Raw genomic sequence first — 20,754 nt, 5'->3', positions numbered from 1 at the left:
CCGCGTTAACCGTATGCCGCATAGGCATGCACGTAAATGCCATTTTTACCGGGTCAGTGAAATCTACGCATGGCGTGGACAGACGCCATACGTGATGTCGGTGACTGCCTTCGGGCAACGGTCTTCTTACCAACAGAACCCGAATCCGCATCGCGTCTAATACAAAACCAGGCGATGTGATGACTAACGGGTACAGGCTCTGAACAGTGATGTGCACAGGGTCCAGGCAGGAGTAGGGAAGGAATACAGAGAGACAATAATAATGGTAGATAGCAAGAAGCGCCCTGGCAAAGATCTCGACCGTATCGATCGTAACATTCTTAATGAATTGCAAAAGGATGGGCGTATTTCCAACGTCGAGCTTTCAAAACGTGTGGGACTTTCCCCGACGCCGTGCCTTGAGCGTGTGCGCCGACTGGAAAGACAGGGTTTCATTCAGGGCTATACTGCTCTGTTGAACCCGCATTATCTGGATGCCTCACTTCTGGTATTTGTTGAGATTACTCTGAATCGTGGTGCGCCGGATGTGTTTGAGCAATTTAACGCCGCTGTACAAAAACTTGAAGAAATTCAAGAGTGTCATCTGGTATCCGGTGATTTCGACTACCTGTTGAAAACCCGTGTGCCTGATATGTCCGCCTACCGTAAGCTGCTGGGGGAAACCCTGCTGCGTCTGCCAGGCGTGAACGACACCCGTACATATGTGGTGATGGAAGAGGTCAAACAGAGCAATCGTCTGGTTATTAAGACGCGCTAACACGGAACAGGTGCAAAATCAGCGTAGTTTGATTACACTCCTGTTAATCCATACAGCAACAGTGCCGGGGAGTCCCGGCGCTGTTGTCCGTTTTAGCAAAAAGGCAGGATATGCCTGATACCTGGAGAGCCTTTTTTGAGCCAGGAATACACTGAAGACAAAGAAGTCACACTATCGAAGCTAAGCAGCGGACGTCGTCTCCTCGAGGCTTTGCTGATTGTTATTGCCCTTTTTGCCGTCTGGCTGATGGCAGCCTTACTCAGTTTCAACCCCTCAGATCCCAGCTGGTCACAAACTGCATGGCATGAGCCTATCCATAATTTAGGCGGTGTCCCCGGTGCCTGGCTTGCGGACACGCTGTTCTTCATTTTCGGTGTGATGGCCTACACCCTTCCCGTCATTATCATTGGCGGATGCTGGTTTGCGTGGCGTCATCGTCAGAACGATGATTACATCGACTATTTTGCCGTGTCGCTGCGCCTGATTGGCGCGCTGGCGCTGATCCTCACCTCGTGCGGGCTGGCGGCGATTAATGCGGATGATATCTGGTACTTCGCCTCTGGCGGGGTGATCGGCAGTTTACTCAGTTCTGCGCTGCAGCCGATGCTGCACAGCAGCGGCGGCACGCTGGCGCTGCTCTGTATCTGGGCGGCCGGGCTGACGCTGTTTACCGGCTGGTCCTGGGTGAGCATTGCCGAGAAGATCGGAAGTTTTATCCTCACCATTCTGACTTTCGCCAGCAACCGTACCCGCCGTGACGATACGTGGGTTGATGAAGACGAATACGAAGATGAAGAGGAAGATGACGCGCCTGTGCAGCGTCGAGAGTCTCGTCGTGCGCGTATTCTGCGCGGCGCGCTGGCGCGTCGTCAGCGTGTTGCTGAGAAATTTGCCAACCCGCTGGGGCGTAAAACCGATGCGGCGCTCTTCTCCGGTAAACGCATGGATGAAGACGAGCAGGTGGCGTATCGCGCTGCGGGTGTCGCCGTCGATCCTGACGATGTGCTCTTCTCCGGCAGCCGGGCCACTCCGGGTGACTTCGATGAATACGATCCGCTGTTAAATGGCCATTCGGTTACCGAGCCGGTTGCGGCCGCTGCAGCCGCGACGACCGCTGCACAGGCGTATGCCGCGCCTGTCGACGCCGTGATGCCATCCGCGCCGGTTTCGCCGCCGGAATCCGTTATTCAGCAGCCTCAGGTTGACTGGCAGACTGCGCCAGGCGTTCACACGCCGGAGCCGGTTATCGCGCCTGAACCTGAAAGCTACATCCCTGTGCAGCAGGAGCAGTGGCAGCAGCCTTATCAGCCGCCGCAGCCTGCGTATGAACCGCAAGATTACCCGCACTATGAACAGCCTGTGGCCCAACCTTATCAGGAGTATATGCCTGAGCCGGTTGAACCTGTGCAGCCTTATGCAGAGTCGCAGCCTGAACCTGAAATCGTGGAAGAGGTAAAACCCTCTCGTCCACCGATGTACTATTTTGAAGAAGTTGAAGAGCGTCGTGCGCGTGAACGCGAGCAGCTGGCGGCCTGGTACCAGCCTGTGCCTGAACCGGTGCAGGAGCCGGTGACGAAAGCGCCTTCTGTTTCCGTTCCACCGATCGACCCGACGCCTGCAGTCGCACCCGTAGCGGAAAGCGTGAAGCAGGCTACCGCGGCCGCTGCCGTAGCTGCACCTGTCTTTAGCCTGGCAACAGGGGGCACACCACGTCCTCAGGTGAAGGAGGGGATTGGTCCGCAACTGCCTCGCCCTAACCGCGTTCGTGTACCCACCCGCCGTGAGCTTGCCTCTTATGGCATCAAGCTGCCTTCCCAGCGTATGGCCGAAGAGAAAGCGCGCGAGCCTGAGTACGAAGATGACGCCGATGAAATGCAGCAGGACGAGCTGGCACGTCAGTTCGCCGCGCAGCAGAATCAACGCTACGGTGAAGAATACCAGCACGATGAACCGGTGCTGGAAGACGAAGAGGACGCGGCTGAAGCAGAACTGGCGCGCCAGTTTGCCGCCACCCAGCAGCAGCGCTATTCCGGTGAGCAACCGGCTGGCGCAAATCCGTTCTCGCTGTCTGATTTTGAATTCTCGCCGATGAAGGATCTGGTGGATGATGGCCCGAGCGAGCCTTTATTTACCCCGAGCGTGATGCCGGAAGCGGAGCCTGTGCGCCAGCAGTCAGCACCACAAGCCTACGCGCAGCCGCAGCAACCTGTTCAGCAGCCGTACGCGCAGCCGCAGCAACCTGTTCAGCAGCCGTATGCGCAGCCGCATCAACCTGTTCAGCAACCGCAGCAGCCACCACAGCCACCGCAGTTCCAGCAGCCTGCGCCTCAGCCGCAGGAAAGTCTGATTCACCCGCTGCTGATGCGTAACGGTGACAGCCGTCCGCTGCAGCGTCCAAGCACGCCGCTGCCGTCTCTGGATCTGTTAACGCCGCCGCCGTCAGAAGTGGAGCCGGTCGATACCTTCGCGCTTGAGCAGATGGCGCGTCTGGTGGAAGCGCGTCTGGCTGACTTCCGCATCAAGGCGGACGTGGTGAACTACTCGCCGGGCCCTGTGATCACCCGTTTTGAACTGAACCTGGCGCCCGGCGTTAAAGCCGCGCGTATTTCCAACCTGTCCCGTGACCTGGCGCGTTCTCTGTCGACCGTGGCGGTGCGTGTGGTGGAAGTTATCCCTGGCAAGCCGTACGTTGGGCTTGAGCTGCCGAACAAGAAACGTCAGACCGTCTACCTGCGTGAAGTGCTGGATAACACCAAATTCCGCGATAACCCGTCCCCGCTGACCGTGGTGTTGGGTAAAGATATCGCGGGCGATCCGGTCGTGGCAGATCTCGCCAAAATGCCTCACCTGCTGGTAGCGGGTACCACCGGTTCCGGTAAGTCTGTTGGTGTGAACGCCATGATCCTCAGCATGCTCTATAAAGCGCAGCCGGAAGATGTGCGTTTCATCATGATCGACCCGAAAATGCTCGAACTGTCGGTCTACGAAGGCATCCCACATCTGCTGACCGAAGTGGTCACCGACATGAAAGACGCCGCCAACGCCCTGCGCTGGAGCGTCAATGAGATGGAACGCCGCTACAAGCTGATGTCTGCGTTGGGCGTGCGTAACCTGGCCGGTTATAACGAGAAAATTGCTCAGGCTGTGCGCATGGGGCGTCCGATCCCGGATCCTTACTGGAAGCCGGGTGACAGCATGGATGCCCAGCATCCGGTGCTGGAAAAGCTGCCTTATATCGTCGTGCTGGTCGATGAATTTGCTGACCTGATGATGACCGTTGGTAAGAAAGTAGAAGAGTTGATTGCCCGTCTGGCGCAGAAAGCGCGTGCGGCCGGTATTCACCTTGTGCTGGCGACCCAGCGTCCTTCCGTGGACGTTATCACTGGTCTTATCAAAGCGAACATTCCGACGCGTATCGCCTTTACCGTATCAAGTAAAATTGACTCCCGTACCATTCTTGACCAGGGCGGCGCAGAGTCGCTGCTGGGTATGGGTGACATGCTCTATTCAGGCCCGAACTCCACCTCTCCGGTGCGTGTCCACGGTGCGTTCGTCCGCGATGAGGAAGTTCACGCCGTCGTGCAGGACTGGAAAGCGCGCGGTCGTCCGCAATACGTTGACGGTATTACCAGCGACACGGAAAGCGAAGGCGGCGGTGGTGGCTTCGACGGCGGCGAAGAGCTGGATCCGTTATTCGATCAGGCGGTTAACTTCGTTACCGAAAAACGCAAAGCGTCCATCTCTGGCGTGCAGCGTCAGTTCCGCATCGGCTATAACCGCGCGGCGCGCATCATTGAGCAGATGGAAGCACAGGGCATTGTGAGCGAGCAGGGGCATAACGGTAACCGCGAGGTGCTAGCGCCGCCGCCGTTTGATTAACCTTCAGCGATTGCAAAGAAGGGTAAATCAGCCAAAATTAAGCATTTTCTTCTGTCGCCTGCCTTCGGGCGGGTCCAGAATAGAAGACGGAAACCCCATATCGGGAAGACGTATTTTAAGGAATAACAATGAAAAAAATCGCCATCGCCTGTGCATTACTCACCAGTTTTGTCGCCAGCAGCGTCTGGGCTGATGCAGCCAGCGACCTTAAAAGCCGACTGGATAAAGTAAGCAGCTTCCACGCCAGCTTCACGCAAAAAGTGACGGACGGCAGCGGCAACGCGGTGCAGGAAGGTCAGGGAGATTTGTGGGTAAAACGCCCAAATCTGTTCAACTGGCATATGACCCAGCCGGATGAGAGTATCCTGGTGTCTGACGGTAAAACCTTATGGTTCTTCAACCCGTTCGTTGAGCAGGCAACTGCGACCTGGCTGAAAGATGCCACCAGCAATACGCCGTTTATGCTGATTGCCCGTAACCAGTCCAGCGACTGGCAGCAGTACAATATTAAACAGACGGGTGACGAGTTTGTCCTGACGCCGAAAGGCAGCAACGGCAACCTGAAGCAGTTCACCATTAACGTAAGCACCAACGGTACGATTAATCAGTTTGGCGCGGTTGAGCAGGACGATCAGCGCAGCAGCTACCAGCTCAAGTCTCAGCAAAACGGCGCCGTTGATGCATCGAAATTCACCTTTACCCCGCCGCAGGGCGTAACGGTGGACGACCAACGCAATAAGTAAGAGGCGTGAGTGGGCAATCTGTCGCTCGATTTTTCAGATAACGCGTTTCAACCTCTGGCCGCCCGTATGCGGCCAGAAAATTTAGCGCAGTACATCGGCCAGCAGCATCTGCTGGCTGACGGTAAACCATTGCCGCGCGCCATTGAGGCCGGGCATCTTCACTCCATGATCCTCTGGGGACCTCCTGGCACCGGCAAGACTACGCTTGCAGAAGTTATCGCCCGCTATGCCAACGCAGACGTCGAACGTATCTCGGCGGTCACCTCCGGCGTGAAAGAGATCCGTGAGGCGATCGAGCGTGCGCGGCAGAACCGCAATGCCGGGCGGCGCACCATCCTCTTCGTGGACGAAGTCCACCGCTTCAACAAGAGCCAGCAGGATGCCTTCCTGCCGCATATTGAAGACGGCACGATCTTCTTCATCGGTGCGACCACCGAAAACCCGTCGTTCGAACTGAACTCGGCGCTGCTTTCCCGCGCGCGCGTTTACCTGCTCAAATCGCTGACCACCGAGGACATCGAAAAGGTTCTCACCCAGGCGATGAACGATAAAGCGCGCGGCTACGGCGGGCAGGATATCGTTCTGCCTGACGACACGCGTCGTGCGATTGCCGAGCTGGTCAACGGCGATGCGCGTCGGGCGCTGAACACGCTGGAAATGATGGCCGATATGGCCGAAATCGACGATGCCGGGAAGCGGGTGCTGAAACCGGAACTGCTCACTGAAATTGCGGGTGAACGCAGCGCGCGTTTCGATAACAAAGGCGACCGTTTTTACGACCTGATCTCGGCGCTGCATAAGTCCGTGCGCGGCAGCGCGCCGGATGCGGCGCTTTACTGGTACGCGCGCATTATCACTGCGGGCGGCGATCCTTTATATGTCGCGCGTCGCTGTCTGGCTATTGCGTCAGAAGATGTCGGCAATGCCGATCCTCGCGCCATGCAGGTTGCGTTGTCGGCCTGGGACTGCTTCACCCGCGTTGGACCCGCGGAAGGCGAACGAGCCATTGCGCAGGCGATTGTCTATCTGGCCTGCGCGCCGAAAAGTAATGCGGTTTATACCGCGTTTAAAGCGGCTATGTCCGATGCGCGTGAACGTCCGGACTACGATGTGCCGGTTCACCTGCGTAACGCGCCGACCAAACTGATGAAAGAGATGGGTTACGGGCAGGAGTATCGTTACGCTCATGATGAACCCAATGCCTACGCTGCCGGGGAGGAATATTTCCCTCAGGAGATGGCACAAACGCGCTATTATCACCCCACAAACAGAGGTCTTGAAGGCAAGATTGGTGAAAAGCTCACCTGGCTCGCCGGACAGGATCAAAATAGCCCTATAAAACGCTACCGTTAGTTCAATCGTTGCGGTAATGTTGGCAATGTATCCTTGTGACCGCAGGCTGTGGTCACATTTTCCTATTTTAATTCGATAAGCACAGGATAAGCATGCTCGATCCCAATCTGCTGCGTAATGAGCCAGACGCAGTCGCTGAAAAACTGGCACGCCGGGGCTTTAAGCTGGATGTAGATAAGCTGCGCGCTCTCGAAGAGCGTCGTAAAGTTCTGCAGGTACAAACTGAAAATCTGCAGGCAGAGCGTAATTCTCGATCGAAATCCATCGGCCAGGCGAAAGCGCGCGGGGAAGATATTGAGCCATTACGCCTGGAAGTGAACAAGCTGGGTGAAGAACTGGATCAGGCAAAAGCTGAGCTGGACGTTCTTCAGGCCGAGATTCGCGATATTGCCCTGGCTATCCCGAATATTCCTGACGACAGCGTGCCTGTCGGCAAAGATGAAAACGACAACGTTGAAGTGAAACGCTGGGGTACGCCTCGTGAGTTTGACTTCGAAGTGCGCGATCACGTGACGCTGGGCGAAATGCACGCGGGCCTGGACTTTGCGGCAGCGGTTAAGCTGACCGGCTCCCGTTTTGTGGTGATGAAAGGCCAGATTGCCCATCTGCACCGCGCGCTGGCGCAGTTCATGCTGGATCTGCACACCGAGCAGCATGGCTACAGCGAAACCTACGTGCCGTATCTGGTCAACCACGATACGCTGTACGGTACGGGCCAGCTGCCGAAATTTGCCGGCGATCTGTTCCATACCCGTCCGCTGGACGAGGAAGCAGACAGCAGCAACTACGCGCTGATCCCAACCGCTGAAGTGCCGCTGACTAACCTCGTGCGTGATGAGATCATCGATGAAGACGACCTGCCATTTAAGCTGACGGCACACTCTCCGTGCTTCCGTTCTGAAGCAGGTTCTTACGGTCGCGACACGCGCGGTCTGATCCGTATGCACCAGTTCGACAAAGTTGAGATGGTGCAGATCGTCCGTCCTGAAGAGTCCATGGACGCGCTGGAAGAGATGACCGGTCACGCTGAGAAAGTGCTGGAGCTGCTGGGCTTGCCATACCGTCGTATGGCCCTGTGCACCGGTGATATGGGCTTTGGCGCCTGCAAAACCTTCGATCTGGAAGTGTGGGTGCCTGCGCAGAACACCTACCGTGAAATCTCCTCCTGCTCTAACGTCTGGGATTTCCAGGCGCGTCGTATGCAGGCACGCTGCCGCAGCAAATCTGACAAGAAAACCCGTCTGGTGCATACCCTGAACGGTTCTGGTCTGGCTGTGGGCCGTACGCTGGTTGCCGTGCTGGAAAACTATCAGCAGGCAGACGGTCGTATTGAGATCCCTGAAGTGCTGCGTCCATACATGAAAGGCCAGCAGTACATCGGCTAATTCTTTGCCTCACAACAAAAAAGCGCCTTTAGGCGCTTTTTTTATGCCGCGGAATTGACACGACGCAATACCCCCTCCCTCTAAAGTAGTAATACTCCTCCGAATGAAAGTCAGCATAAAAAGCTGATTACGTAAAAATTCGTTGTATATAAAACTACATAGCGGTTTTGCGCCGCCACTCTTTTCTTTGTGAGCAACCAAAGTGAGTCTCTATGAAAATCAACGCGCCTGAAGCATTAATGGCTGCCGAGGTCACTCGCCGTGGGTTGATGAAAACCACGGCAATAGGAGGCCTGGCCGTAGCCAGCAGCGCCTTCACGCTCCCTTTTACCCGACTGGCCTCAGCGGCGGATGCATTATCCCCAGCTTCAGCTCCGGAAAAAGTGGTGTGGAGTGCCTGTACCGTTAACTGCGGTAGCCGTTGTCCGCTGCGTATGCACGTGGTGGATGGCGAAATTAAATATGTCGAAACCGACAATACCGGCGACGATAACTATGAAGGGTTACATCAGGTTCGCGCCTGCTTGCGCGGCCGCTCCATGCGTCGTCGCGTGTATAATCCGGACCGCCTGAAATATCCGATGAAGCGCGTCGGTAAGCGTGGCGAAGGGAAGTTCGAGCGAATTAGCTGGGATGAAGCCTACGACATTATCGCCACCAATATGCAGCGCCTTATCAAAGAGTACGGCAACGAATCCATCTACCTGAACTACGGCACCGGTACGCTCGGCGGTACGCTGACCCGCTCCTGGCCACCGGGTAAAACGCTGGTGGCCCGCCTGATGAACTGCTGCGGCGGTTATCTTAACCACTACGGCGACTACTCTTCCGCGCAGATCGCTGCTGGCCTGAACTACACCTACGGCGGCTGGGCGGACGGCAACAGCCCGTCCGATATCGAAAACAGTAAGCTGGTGGTGTTGTTCGGGAATAACCCGGGCGAAACCCGCATGAGCGGCGGTGGGGTAACCTATTACCTCGAACAGGCCCGCGCCAAATCCAATGCCCGCATGATCATTATCGATCCGCGCTATACCGATACCGGCGCCGGACGTGAAGACGAGTGGATCCCAATCCGTCCGGGTACCGATGCAGCGCTGGTCTCCGCGCTGGCGTGGGTGATGATCACTGAAAACCTCGTCGATCAGCCTTTCCTGGATAAATACTGCGTCGGCTATGACGAGAAAACCCTTCCAGCAAGCGCGCCTGCTAACGGTCATTACAAAGCCTATATTCTCGGGCAGGGCAGCGACGGCGTGGCGAAAACGCCCGAGTGGGCGTCCACCATCACCGGTATTCCGGCCGAGCGTATCGTTCAGCTGGCGCGTGAGATTGGCTCGGCCAAACCGGCCTACATCAGCCAGGGCTGGGGACCGCAGCGCCATGCGAACGGCGAAATCGCGACCCGTGCGATCTCCATGCTCTCCATTCTGACCGGCAACGTCGGTATTCACGGCGGTAACACCGGCGCGCGTGAAGGCTCGTATGAAGTGCCGTTTGAACGTATGCCGACGCTGGATAACCCTGTTCAGACTAGCATCTCCATGTTTATGTGGACCGATGCGATCGAACGTGGTCCTGAAATGACCTCCCTGCGAGACGGCGTGCGCGGCAAGGACAAGCTGGACGTGCCAATCAAGATGATCTGGAACTATGCCGGTAACTGTCTCATCAACCAGCACTCCGAAATCAACCGCACCCATGAAATCCTGCAGGATGATAAGAAGTGCGAGATGATTGTGGTCATCGACTGCCACATGACCTCCTCGGCGAAATACGCCGATATCCTGCTGCCGGACTGCACCGCCTCTGAGCAGATGGATTTCGCGCTGGACGCCTCCTGCGGCAACATGTCCTACGTGATCTTTACCGACCAGGCGATCAAACCGCGCTTCGAGTGCAAAACTATCTATGAGATGACCTCTGAGCTGGCGAAACGTCTTGGCGTTGAGCAGCAGTTTACCGAGGGGCGTACTCAGGAAGGGTGGATGCGCCATCTGCATGAACTCTCCCGTAAGGCGGTCCCTGACCTGCCGGATTTCGATACCTTCCGCAAGCAGGGTATGTACAAACAGCGCGATCCGGAAGGGCACCACGTGGCGTACAAAGCGTTCCGTGAAGATCCGCAGGCAAACCCGCTGACCACGCCGTCGGGCAAAATAGAAATCTACTCCGAAGAGCTGGCAAAAATCGCGTCGACCTGGGAGCTGCCGGAAGGGGACGTTATCGATCCGCTGCCGATCTACACGCCAGGTTTCGAAAACTACAACGATCCGCTGACGGCGAAATTCCCGCTGCAGCTGACCGGTTTCCACTACAAAGCGCGCGTGCACTCCACCTACGGTAACGTCGACGTACTCAAGGCCGCCTGCCGTCAGGAGATGTGGATCAACCCGATGGATGCCAAAGCACGCGGCATCAGCAATGGCGATCGCGTGCGTATCTTCAACGGCCGCGGCGAGGTGCACATTGAAGCTAAGGTGACGCCGCGCATGATGCCAGGCGTAGTGGCGCTGGGAGAAGGGGCCTGGTACAGCCCTGATGCCAACCGCATCGACCAGGCGGGCAGTATTAACGTACTGACCACGCAGCGTCCGTCGCCGCTGGCGAAGGGCAACCCATCCCACACAAACCTTGTCCAGGTTGAAAAGGTTTAAGGAGTAGCCGATGACAACCCAGTATGGATTTTTTATTGATTCCAGCCGTTGCACCGGGTGCAAAACCTGCGAGCTGGCCTGTAAAGATTACAAAGACCTGACTCCTGACGTCAGCTTCCGCCGCATCTACGAATACGCCGGGGGCGACTGGCAGGAAGATAACGGCGTCTGGCATCAGAACGTCTTTGCCTATTACCTGTCGATTGCCTGCAACCACTGTGAAGATCCGGCCTGCACCAAGGTCTGCCCGAGCGGGGCGATGCACAAGCGTGAAGACGGCTTTGTGGTGGTGGATGAAGATGTCTGCATCGGCTGCCGGTATTGCCACATGGCGTGCCCGTACGGCGCGCCGCAGTACAACGCCGCCAAAGGTCATATGACCAAATGCGACGGTTGCCACACCCGCGTGGCGGATGGCAAAAAGCCGATTTGCGTCGAGTCCTGCCCGCTGCGCGCGCTGGACTTCGGCCCGATTGAAGAGCTGCGTCAAAAACACGGTCAGCTTGCCGCAGTGGCGCCGCTGCCGTCTGCGCACTTCACGAAGCCGAGCATTGTGATTAAACCTAACGCCAACAGCCGTCCTACTGGTGACACCACCGGCTACCTGGCAAATCCGAAGGAGGTGTGAGATGGGAAGTGGATGGCATGAATGGCCGCTGATGATCTTCACGGTCTTTGGTCAGTGCGTGGCGGGCGGTTTCATTGTGCTCGCGCTGGCGCTGTTAAAAGGGAACCTCAATGCTGAACAGCAGCAGCGTCTGGTGTTGAGCATGTTTGGGCTGTGGGTGCTGATGGGGATTGGCTTTATCGCCTCAACGCTGCACCTGGGCTCGCCGATGCGCGCGTTTAACTCTCTGAACCGCGTGGGAGCCTCATCACTAAGTAACGAGATTGCCAGTGGCGCAATTTTCTTTGCCGTCGGTGGGCTGGGCTGGCTGCTGGCCGCGATGAAGAAATTGCCTGCGGGTCTGCGCAGCCTGTGGCTGATCCTGACCATGGTGCTGGGCGTGGTGTTCGTGTGGATGATGGTGCGTGTCTATAACACTATCGATACCGTTCCAACCTGGTACAGCGTCTGGACGCCGATGAGCTTCTTCCTGACGATGTTTATCGGCGGGCCGCTGCTGGGCTACCTGCTGCTGCGCGTGGCGGGCGTAGACGGGTGGGCAATGCGTTTGCTGCCCGCTGTTTCTCTGCTGGCGCTAGTGGTGAGTGCGATGGTCGCCCTGATGCAGGGGGCTGAACTGGCAACCATTCACAGCTCTATCCAGCAGGCTTCTGCCCTGGTGCCGGACTACGGTTCTCTGATGGCCTGGCGCATCGTTCTGCTGGTCGCGGCGTTGGTATTCTGGATTGCGCCTCAGCTCAAAGGCTATCAGCCCGCGCTGCCGCTGTTGTCTCTGGCTTTTGTGCTGGTCCTGGCGGGTGAACTGATTGGCCGCGGTGTGTTCTACGGGTTGCATATGACCGTAGGTATGGCTATCGCCAGTTAACGTTGCATTTAGTTATATCAAGCCGGGCCTGAGTGCCCGGCTTTTTCTTTTTTCGATCATGAAATTTTTCGACTGTCGTTTTGTTTTAATTTTGTCCATTAATAAATAAAAACAGATACATAATTAATATCTATAGCAGGCGTGGCATTAGCAGGATAAGTTTTTTAAATCGACAGGGAACATATTGTGCGAGGCGGCTAAATCAGTGGATTGACTTTGTTTTTGCCAGTGGCATGATGCGCACGAAATCTGAACTTCCTCACGGTTTTTAATCCATGACCACCTATACCCGGCCAGTGCTTCTGTTGCTCTGTGGCCTGCTTCTGCTGACCCTGGCGATCGCAGTGTTAAATACGCTCGTCCCGCTGTGGCTCGCCCATGAAAACTTACCGACCTGGCAGGTGGGTATGGTCAGCTCGTCCTTTTTTACCGGGAACCTGCTGGGTACGCTAATGACCGGGAGCCTGATTAAGCGCTTTGGCTTTAATCGCAGCTATTATCTGGCTTCGCTGATTTTCGCCGCCGGGTGTGCAGGGCTGGGCCTGATGGTCGGCTTCTGGAGCTGGATGGCGTGGCGCTTTATCGCTGGCGTAGGCTGCGCGATGATTTGGGTGGTGGTTGAAAGCGCGCTGATGTGCAGCGGCACCTCCCGCAACCGTGGACGCCTGCTGGCGGCCTATATGATGGTTTATTACGTCGGCACCGTGCTGGGGCAACTGATGGTCAGCAAGCTGCCAACAGATCTGATGAGCGTTCTGCCGTGGGTAACGGGCATGGTGCTGGCGGCGATCCTGCCGCTGCTCTTCACGCGCATTGTGAACCAGAACAGCGAGCATCAAGAAGCGACCCACGTCTGGCCGATGCTCAGACTCCGTCAGGCGCGCCTGGGCGTTAACGGCTGCATTATCTCGGGGATTGTACTGGGCTCGCTCTACGGCCTGATGCCGCTCTATCTGAATCATCAGGGCGTCAGCGATTCCGGAATTGGCTTCTGGATGGCGGTGATGGTGAGTGCGGGGATCGTCGGGCAGTGGCCGATTGGCCGACTGGCGGATCGTTTCGGCCGTCTGCTGGTGCTGCGCGTTCAGGTCTTTGTGGTCATCATGGGATGCCTTGCCATGCTCAGCAACGCCGCGATGGCGCCTGCGCTGTTTATTCTCGGGGCGGCCGGCTTTACGCTCTATCCGGTCGCGATGGCCTGGGCCTGTGAGAAAGTTGAACATCACCAGCTGGTGGCAATGAACCAGGCGCTGTTACTGAGCTATACCATCGGCAGTTTATTAGGGCCGACGTTTACCGCGATGCTGATGCAGAATTATTCCGATAATTTATTGTTTATCATGATCGCCAGCGTGTCGTTTATTTATCTCTTGATGCTGCTGCGCAAAGTGGGCGAACACCCAACGCCTGTGGCTCATGCCTGATTAATTAAAAGCCTGTCGATGACAGGCTTTTTTGTCCCAGTCACAACTAAGAGTTTTACTTATTGTTTGTTTATTGCGCCAGGCGATAATTCATGTGAGTCCTACCACTATAAGGCAGCAATCATGTCTATTCGTCGTTTTTCCGCTACCGCACTTGCCGTAGTGTTGTCATTAACGTTTGCAACGGCTCCGGTCATGGCTAATCCTGGTAACGGGAATGGCGGTGGTCACGGAAACGGAGGCGGACAGGGTAATGGCGGTAATCATGGTAACGGGAATTCTGGTAACCATGGTAATAAGCAAAATAACGGCCAGGATAACCCTGGGAAATCGGATAAAAGCTTTAAAAGCAGTAAAGATGTCGGCAACGATGTCGACGCTCGCGTGAGCTTCGATCATGCCCGCCATCTGGCGCTGAATTATGGCTTAACGGGCTATGACTCTCTGCCTCCGGGTATCGCGAAAAACCTGGCGCGCGGTAAGCCGTTGCCTCCGGGCATTGCGAAGAAAACCGTGCCGGCCTCAATGCTGGGCCAGCTTCCTTCCTACCCTGGCTATGAATGGCGCGTGGTAGGAGACGACCTGGTCTTAATTGCGCTGAGTACAGCTATTGTGACCTCCGTTATTAACGGCGTCTTTAAATAGAATATAAAAAGGCCCGGTTCTCACCGGGCCTTTTCTTTAATACATCACCTTGTGGCCGTACTGTTCAAGAATACCTTTGACGCGTTCCATCGTCTCTTTTTTCGGCGGCTTCACGCCATCAAGTTTGTACTCTTCGCCCATCGCCACCCATTTATGTTTACCCAGCTCGTGATAGGGCAGAAGCTCGATTTTTTCGACGTTGCCCATGTCGCGGGTAAATTCCCCCAGGCGGTGCGCGGAGTCGTCATCATCTGACCAGCCGGGAACTACCACGTAGCGGATCCAGGTTTTGATGCCTTTATCGGCAATGTATTTGGCGAATTCCAGCGTGCGGTGGTTTGAGACGCCAACGAGGTTCTGGTGGATCTCATCGTTCATCTGTTTGAGATCGAGCATGACCAGATCGGTCACTTCAAGCAGCTCGTCGATAACCGGATCGTAGCGACGTACAAAGCCATTGGTATCCAGGCAGGTATGAATGCCTTCTTTGTGGCAGGCGCGGAACCAGTCGCGGACAAATTCAGCCTGAAGAATGGCTTCACCGCCGGATGCGGTCACACCGCCACCTGAAGCGTTCATAAAGTGGCGATAGGTCACCACCTCTTTCATCAGATCGTCGACGGTGACTTCTTTACCGCCGTGCGTGTCCCAGGTGTCGCGATTGTGGCAGTACAGGCAGCGCATCAGGCAGCCCTGGAAAAAGGTGATAAAGCGGATACCCGGGCCATCGACGGTGCCACAGGATTCAAAGGAGTGAATACGACCAATAGTTGACATTGCGGTGATATCTCCATCATCGGCCCGTCCCGGGCCTGTGTATGCACAGCTCAAAGCCGGCTGTGTTAAGTCTGTTTTGGCTGTTATCCATTCAGTATAGATAGCGGACAAAAGAGACTGAGGTGGAGAGGGTGCTAAAAAGGCCCCACTGACGTGGAGCCTTTATTGTACGCTTGTTAACGCGTGATTTCAGTCAATTCCACTTACATGGACTGAGTGAAAGTACGGGTGATAACGTCCTGCTGCTGTTCTTTAGTCAGGGAGTTAAAACGTACTGCGTAGCCAGATACGCGGATGGTCAGCTGAGGATATTTCTCAGGATGTTCCATCGCGTCGAGCAGCATTTCACGGTTCATGACGTTCACGTTCAGGTGCTGACCACCTTCGATGGACGCTTCGTGGTGGAAGTAACCATCCATCAGACCCGCGAGGTTAGTTTTACGCACTTCGTCGTCTTTACCCAGCGCGTTTGGCACGATAGAGAAGGTGTAAGAGATACCATCTTTCGCGTAAGCAAACGGCAGTTTAGCAACGGAAGTCAGAGAGGCAACCGCACCTTTCTGGTCACGACCGTGCATTGGGTTTGCACCTGGGCCGAATGGCGCGCCAGCACGACGACCGTCTGGGGTGTTACCGGTTTTCTTACCATACACAACGTTAGAGGTGATGGTCAGAACAGACTGAGTCGGGATAGCGTTACGGTAGGTAGTCAGTTTCTGAATTTTCTTCATGAAACGTTCTACCAGGTCAACCGCCATGTCATCAACGCGAGAGTCGTTGTTACCAAACTGCGGATATTCGCCTTCGATTTCGAAGTCGATAGCCAGACCGTCTTCGTCACGAATTGGTTTAACTTTCGCATATTTGATTGCAGACAGGGAGTCAGCAGCAACGGACAGACCTGCGATACCACACGCCATGGTGCGGATAACGTCACGGTCGTGCAGCGCCATCAGAGAAGCTTCGTAGCTGTACTTGTCGTGCATGTAGTGGATAACGTTCAGCGCAGTGACGTACTGTTTCGCCAGCCAGTCCATGAAGTGATCCATGCGGTCCATCACTTCGTCGAAGTTCAGAACGTCGCCTTTGATCGGCTCAGACTTAGGACCAACCTGCATTTTCAGTTTTTCATCAACGCCGCCGTTGATAGCGTACAGCATGGTTTTCGCCAGGTTTGCACGCGCACCGAAGAACTGCATTTGTTTACCAACAACCATTGGGCTTACGCAGCAAGCGATAGCGTAATCGTCGTTGTTGAAGTCCGGACGCATCAGGTCATCGTTCTCGTACTGCAGAGAAGAGGTGTCGATGGACACTTTAGCGGCGAATTTCTTGAAGTTCAGAGGCAGTTTTTCAGACCACAGAACGGTGATGTTCGGCTCCGGAGAAGGACCCATGGTGTACAGGGTGTTCAGGAAGCGGAAGCTGTTTTTGGTCACCAGAGTACGGCCGTCAACGCCCATACCGCCGATGGATTCAGTTGCCCAGATTGGGTCACCGGAGAACAGCTCATCGTATTCAGGCGTACGCAGGAAGCGAACCATACGCAGTTTCATGACCAGGTGGTCAATCATTTCCTGAGCGTCTTGCTCGGTGATTTTACCTGCTTTCAGGTCACGTTCGATGTAAGCATCCAGGAAGGTGGATACGCGACCGAAGGACATCGCTGCACCGTTCTGAGACTTAACTGCGGCCAGGTAGCCGAAGTAGGTCCACTGGATAGCTTCCTGAGCGTTGGTAGCAGGACCAGAGATATCGCAGCCGTATTTAGCCGCCATCTCTTTGATCTGACCCAGCGCGCGGTGCTGTTCAGCGATCTCTTCACGCAGACGGATAGTCGCTTCCAGGTTTACGCCGTTTTCCAGATCGGACTGCAGGGAAACAAACTGCGCGTACTTGTCTTTCATCAGGAAGTCGATACCGTACAGCGCAACGCGACGGTAGTCACCGATGATACGACCACGGCCATACGCATCTGGCAGACCAGTCAGAACGCCAGATTTACGGCAGTTCAGAATGTCTTTGGTGTAAACATCGAATACGCCCTGGTTGTGGGTTTTGCGGTATTCGGTGAAGATTTTTTTCAGCATTGGGTCCAGCTCGCGGTTATACGCTTTGCAGGAACCTTCAACCATTTTAATACCACCGAACGGGATGATTGCGCGTTTCAGTGGTGCTTCAGTCTGCAGACCAACGATTTTCTCAAGGGCTTTGTTGATATAGCCAGCATCGTGAGAAGTGATGGTGGAAGCAACGGAGGTGTCAAAATCAACTGGCGCGTGAGTGCGGTTTTCCAGTTTAACGCCTTCCATTACGCTGTCCCACAGCTTGGTGGTCGCGTCAGTTGCGCCAGCCAGGAAGGATTCGTCACCTTCATACGGGGTATAGTTTTTCTGAATGAAGTCACGTACGTTTACTTCATTCTGCCAGTCACCTTTCGCAAAACCTTCCCAGGCTGTGGCTAACTTTTCATTAAGCTCGGACATGTAACACCTACCTTCTTAAGTGGATTTTTTATTTACTGCCTGAGAAAACCATCAATGATGATCGTCGCCACGCAGGTAAATGACCCAGTATGTCAACCCAACTAACAGACCCCCACCGATAATGTTCCCGATAGTGACAGGGATCAGGTTATCAGTAATGAAATTCATAATAGTCAGGTGAGAGAAACTTTCCGGGGATGAACCAACTGCGGTCCAGAACTCCGGGCTTGCAAAGTCGCGGATGACAATGCCCATTGGGATCATGAACATATTCGCGATACTGTGCTCAAAGCCGCTGGCAACAAACATCGCAACCGGCAGAACCATAATTAAGGCTTTGTCCATCAGGCTACGACCCGAGTAGCTCATCCATACAGCCAGGCAGACCATCAGGTTAGCGAGGATGCCGAGAGCAACGGCTTCGATAAATGTGTGGTGCATTTTGTGGTCGGCGGTTTGCAGGACGTTAAGGCCCCAGCCACCGTTGGCGGTCATATACTCGCCAGAAAGCCACATCAACAAAACAAAGAGCAGACAGCCAACCAGGTTACCCACGTAGACGTTAAGCCAGTTTCGTGCCAGCTGACCCCAGGTAATTCTTCCGCTGGCCTTTGCCACGACAATCAGCACCGTTGAGGTGAAGAGGTCGGCTCCGCAGATAACGCAAAGAATCAGACCCAGTGAGAAGCAAATACCGCCAATCAGTTTGGCAATGCCGAAAGGCATTCCGGCAGTACCGGTGGTGGCGGTGATGTAGAAGACGAAAGCGATAGAGATGAACACACCAGCCGTGATCGCCAGATAGAACGTCTTCATCGGGTGTTTCGTTGCTTTATAGACACCCGCTTCTTCGGCAACTTTGGCCATCGCAGCAGGGAGTAAAAGATCAAAAGGGTTGTCAGCTTTCACACTAACTCTCTCTTTATTAAGTCGGCGACGAGATACTAACAAAGCATTATAGAAGAGAAATTGATATAGATCATATCTCGCCTGGCTTATAGGCCCGCAGTGTGTATGGTTTTACAACAAATGCGGAGTAAGTAATTGATTATCCGTATAAAAATAAATTTTAAAAGTTATGAAAAGAGTTGAATTTTTTCGTTCGGCCACCCCTGACGCAGTTAATTAATATGGAGTATTTACCATAAAAAGTAACAGTAAAGCCCAGGTAAATATTATTATATTTACCCATGTTTAACTTTATTATTACAATCAACAGTCATTGCCGAAGAAAATAAAAAACGGGGCAATGAAATTGCCCCGTAATATAGCCCAGACGATTGAATACGCCTACTGCTGGTAATGTTATCTGCGCTTATTTTGACCAGTAAGCGGCTTTTGCTTTCTGCAGCTTTTCGTAGGCCTTCAGCAGCGACTGATGCGCCGGGAAGGCTTTCAGATCGCTATCAACAGCCTGCAGACCATAGAACGGCGCTTCGCCGCTCAGGGCCGCGCTGGCTGCTTCAACGGCTTCAGCACCGTACATACGCACGAAAGCGTTCAGGTATTGCAGCGGCTCGCGATCCTCTTCCTGGGCCAGCAGCAACAGGGTTTGCAGGCAGCGGTAATAATTGGTGCGTTCGGCAGAGAAGACAGACTGGTTGAATTCCATGGTCCACTCGGTCCAGGCCAGGGCCTGATCCAAATCGCCACCCGCCAGGGCCAGCATCGCTTTCAGCTCACCGATGCGCAGGGTATACCAGCCGTTGTCTTTACCGGTCGCCAGGCCCAGCAGTTCGCGTACGCGGGTAAAGTCATCGTGGCCTTCTTCGTCCAGTTGGGCGATCAGGTTCAGATAATCTTCTTTCTCCCACTCGCTGCCCGGCAGAGCCAGCAGCGTTTCGCGCAGGTGCGCGCCCATGCTGTTATTCGCCAGCCACAGATCTTCAGCCGGGTAGATATCGGACATGCCCGGAACGATAATGCGGCACGCGTAGACGCCAAGGTGTTCGTAGTCGGCAATATAAACTTCCCGATCTTCCGCGTTGAAGATGGCCATCAGCGTGGCGAACTCTTCTTCCGTGGTACCGGCAAAGCTCCAGTCCACGAACGGATAGTCGGCGTCCTGCTTGAACATATCCCAGGAAATTAAACCGCTGGAGTCGATGAAGTGGGTTTCAAGGTTGGTATGCTCGGCCACTTCTTCATCGTCAAACGTTGGCGGGGTGAAGACGTCGAGATCTTTCAGGCTACGGCCCTGCAGCAGCTCGGTAACGGTACGCTCCAGCGCCACGCCGAAGTCAGGGTGCGCACCGAATGAGGCGAAGCAGGTGCCGTTGGCCGGGTTAAACAGCACCACGCAGATAACCGGATACTTGCCGCCCAGCGAGCCGTCATAGGCAAAGATTGGGAAACCTTCTGCTTCGAGCTTAGCGATGGACTCCACTACGCCCGGGTAGCGCGCCAGCACGTCTGCCGGAATTTCAGGCAGGCTGATGGATTCAGCGATGATGCGGTTTTTAATGTGGCGTTCAAAGACTTCAGACAGACCCTGCACGCGCGCTTCATTGCGGGTGTTACCGGCGGACATACCGTTGGACACATACAGGTTGCCGACGATGTTCATCGGAATATACACGGTCTGCTCGTCAGACTGACGGGTGAACGGCAGGGCGCAGATCCCACGGTCTTCATTGCCAGACTGCAGATCGATCAGCATGCTGGCGGTCAGTTCGCTGTCTGGATCGTAGAAGGCACGCAGGCGCGCGTCGAGAATACCTTCCGGCAGCTCGTCATCTTCGGTCAGCGGGAACCATTTTTCATTTGGATAGTGAACGAACGGGCCGTTAGCGATGGTTTCGCCCAGCCAGAAGTCAGCGAAGAAATAGTTGGTGGACAGACGCTCAAAATACTCACCCAGCGCAGAGGCCAGTGCCGCTTTTTTCGTCGCGCCTTTACCGTTGGTAAAGCACAGGGCACAGTCTTTATCGCGAATATGCACGGACCAGACATGAGGCACCGGATTGAGCCAGGAGGCTTCTTCGATGTTAAAACCCAGGTCGGTCAGTTTCTGCTGGAAGCGAGCGATGGAGTCTTCCAGAGCGGCGTCTTTGCCGGGGATAAACGTTTGAGTCATGGCGTTCACTTTTATCGTACGTAAAGCGCGCAATGATACGGGTTTTGCGTGACGGGTGCTATCTTCGGCGAAAATAAAA

Annotated in this window: 14 protein-coding genes; 10 read left to right on the top strand and 4 right to left on the bottom strand. The window is 54.9% G+C overall.

Annotated features, from left to right (window positions below; all coding sequences use genetic code 11):
* Window positions 1-262: 262 nt before the first annotated feature.
* From lrp to ACZ6J2_RS09215, 10 genes are all read left to right on the top strand, one after another.
* Window positions 263-757, top strand: coding sequence for a leucine-responsive transcriptional regulator Lrp (lrp, locus tag ACZ6J2_RS09260; protein ID WP_000228469.1), 495 nt, complete (start codon window positions 263-265; stop codon window positions 755-757).
* 135 nt (window positions 758-892) lie between these two features.
* On the top strand, window positions 893-4,636 hold the full coding sequence (gene ftsK, locus ACZ6J2_RS09255; protein WP_471725513.1) for a DNA translocase FtsK: 3,744 nt from the start codon (window positions 893-895) through the stop codon (window positions 4,634-4,636).
* A 128-nt stretch (window positions 4,637-4,764) separates the two neighbouring features.
* Window positions 4,765-5,379: an outer membrane lipoprotein periplasmic chaperone LolA gene (lolA, locus tag ACZ6J2_RS09250; RefSeq protein ID WP_023310983.1), complete on the top strand. Its 615-nt coding sequence runs from the start codon at window positions 4,765-4,767 to the stop codon at window positions 5,377-5,379.
* A gap of 9 nt (window positions 5,380-5,388) precedes the next feature.
* Entirely contained in the window at window positions 5,389-6,732 is a 1,344-nt protein-coding gene (gene rarA, locus ACZ6J2_RS09245) for a replication-associated recombination protein RarA (protein ID WP_471725511.1), read from the top strand.
* Window positions 6,733-6,824: 92 nt separating this feature from the next.
* Window positions 6,825-8,117 (top strand): serine--tRNA ligase, encoded by a 1,293-nt coding sequence (serS, locus tag ACZ6J2_RS09240; protein ID WP_471725508.1) that lies wholly within the window; start codon window positions 6,825-6,827, stop codon window positions 8,115-8,117.
* A 212-nt stretch (window positions 8,118-8,329) separates the two neighbouring features.
* A complete protein-coding gene (gene dmsA / locus ACZ6J2_RS09235; RefSeq protein ID WP_471725506.1) occupies window positions 8,330-10,774 on the top strand; it encodes a dimethylsulfoxide reductase subunit A in 2,445 nt (814 codons plus the stop codon).
* A gap of 10 nt (window positions 10,775-10,784) precedes the next feature.
* Window positions 10,785-11,402, top strand: a complete 618-nt coding sequence (locus ACZ6J2_RS09230; protein WP_021240882.1) for a DMSO/selenate family reductase complex B subunit — start codon at window positions 10,785-10,787, stop codon at window positions 11,400-11,402.
* Between the two features lies 1 nt (window position 11,403).
* On the top strand, window positions 11,404-12,267 hold the full coding sequence (locus ACZ6J2_RS09225; protein WP_471725504.1) for a dimethyl sulfoxide reductase anchor subunit family protein: 864 nt from the start codon (window positions 11,404-11,406) through the stop codon (window positions 12,265-12,267).
* Between the two features lie 275 nt (window positions 12,268-12,542).
* On the top strand, window positions 12,543-13,691 hold the full coding sequence (locus tag ACZ6J2_RS09220; RefSeq protein ID WP_033145087.1) for an MFS transporter: 1,149 nt from the start codon (window positions 12,543-12,545) through the stop codon (window positions 13,689-13,691).
* Window positions 13,692-13,814: 123 nt separating this feature from the next.
* The gene (locus ACZ6J2_RS09215) at window positions 13,815-14,336 is read left to right on the top strand and encodes an anti-virulence regulator CigR family protein (protein WP_045404123.1); all 522 of its coding nucleotides are present in this window, start codon (window positions 13,815-13,817) and stop codon (window positions 14,334-14,336) included.
* Between the two features lie 36 nt (window positions 14,337-14,372).
* Here the strand turns inward: ACZ6J2_RS09215 and pflA are convergent, their stop codons facing one another.
* The 4 genes from pflA to ycaO all read right to left on the bottom strand — a co-directional run bounded on the left by pflA (window position 14,373) and on the right by ycaO (window position 20,675).
* Window positions 14,373-15,113, bottom strand: coding sequence for a pyruvate formate lyase 1-activating protein (pflA, locus tag ACZ6J2_RS09210; RefSeq protein ID WP_008499976.1), 741 nt, complete (start codon window positions 15,111-15,113; stop codon window positions 14,373-14,375).
* 203 nt (window positions 15,114-15,316) lie between these two features.
* A complete protein-coding gene (pflB, locus tag ACZ6J2_RS09205; RefSeq protein ID WP_023310992.1) occupies window positions 15,317-17,599 on the bottom strand; it encodes a formate C-acetyltransferase in 2,283 nt (760 codons plus the stop codon).
* A gap of 51 nt (window positions 17,600-17,650) precedes the next feature.
* A complete protein-coding gene (focA, locus tag ACZ6J2_RS09200) occupies window positions 17,651-18,508 on the bottom strand; it encodes a formate transporter FocA (protein WP_135346033.1) in 858 nt (285 codons plus the stop codon).
* Between the two features lie 406 nt (window positions 18,509-18,914).
* Window positions 18,915-20,675: a 30S ribosomal protein S12 methylthiotransferase accessory factor YcaO gene (gene ycaO, locus ACZ6J2_RS09195; protein WP_048976855.1), complete on the bottom strand. Its 1,761-nt coding sequence runs from the start codon at window positions 20,673-20,675 to the stop codon at window positions 18,915-18,917.
* Window positions 20,676-20,754: the final 79 nt, after the last annotated feature.

Source organism: Enterobacter sp. E14S (assembly GCF_055666685.1).
This window is presented reverse-complemented; position numbering and strand designations above follow the sequence as displayed.

Excerpts from the sequence above, each read along its gene's own strand:
- lrp (WP_000228469.1), top strand. The coding sequence starts at position 263 with ATGGTAGATAGCAAGAAGCGCCCTGGCAAAGATCTCGACCGTATCGAT.
- lolA (WP_023310983.1), top strand. The coding sequence starts at position 4,765 with ATGAAAAAAATCGCCATCGCCTGTGCATTACTCACCAGTTTTGTCGCC.
- serS (WP_471725508.1), top strand. The coding sequence starts at position 6,825 with ATGCTCGATCCCAATCTGCTGCGTAATGAGCCAGACGCAGTCGCTGAA.
- dmsA (WP_471725506.1), top strand. The coding sequence starts at position 8,330 with ATGAAAATCAACGCGCCTGAAGCATTAATGGCTGCCGAGGTCACTCGC.
- ACZ6J2_RS09230 (WP_021240882.1), top strand. The coding sequence starts at position 10,785 with ATGACAACCCAGTATGGATTTTTTATTGATTCCAGCCGTTGCACCGGG.
- ACZ6J2_RS09225 (WP_471725504.1), top strand. The coding sequence starts at position 11,404 with ATGGGAAGTGGATGGCATGAATGGCCGCTGATGATCTTCACGGTCTTT.
- ACZ6J2_RS09220 (WP_033145087.1), top strand. The coding sequence starts at position 12,543 with ATGACCACCTATACCCGGCCAGTGCTTCTGTTGCTCTGTGGCCTGCTT.
- ACZ6J2_RS09215 (WP_045404123.1), top strand. The coding sequence starts at position 13,815 with ATGTCTATTCGTCGTTTTTCCGCTACCGCACTTGCCGTAGTGTTGTCA.
- pflA (WP_008499976.1), bottom strand. The coding sequence starts at position 15,113 with ATGTCAACTATTGGTCGTATTCACTCCTTTGAATCCTGTGGCACCGTC.
- pflB (WP_023310992.1), bottom strand. The coding sequence starts at position 17,599 with ATGTCCGAGCTTAATGAAAAGTTAGCCACAGCCTGGGAAGGTTTTGCG.
- ycaO (WP_048976855.1), bottom strand. The coding sequence starts at position 20,675 with ATGACTCAAACGTTTATCCCCGGCAAAGACGCCGCTCTGGAAGACTCC.